Here is a 396-nt window from a genome sequence, read left to right on the forward strand (position 1 = left end):
GTTTGATTTCATCAAACCAAGTATTCGGAAGTGCTTTGCTAATTAGCTGACTGGCTGAATTTCTCCATCTTGTCATACTTATTTTCCTAAGATTTTTATTATATCCAACTCTACGAAGAACTTTATGAAGAGATTTATATGTTTTCCACTCTTTCATCTGTTTCATTCTTAGTCTTCTTCTAATCCATCCTGCTAATACTCTACATATCCCTGCACAGTTAGCTATCCTAAAATAGTTACACCATCCTCTAAGTACTGGATTCATTCTCTTTACAAGAGTTTCGAGATTTATTCCACTATTTCTTGGAGTAAGTTCTCTAATTCTATCTTTGAATTTCTTGACTCTATCGGGATGTATACTTAGAGTATTTCTTTTAATTATGAACCCTAGATATG

1 protein-coding gene is annotated in these 396 nt (G+C 32.8%); it reads right to left on the reverse strand.

Annotated elements, in window-relative coordinates; genetic code table 11:
• A partial coding sequence (locus B3N22_RS16320; protein WP_286908745.1) for a group II intron maturase-specific domain-containing protein occupies positions 1–396 on the reverse strand: 396 nt, incomplete at both ends.

The organism is Clostridium sp. UBA1652, from assembly GCF_002320975.1.
GTDB classification, from domain to species: domain Bacteria; phylum Bacillota; class Clostridia; order Clostridiales; family Clostridiaceae; genus Clostridium_T; species Clostridium_T intestinale.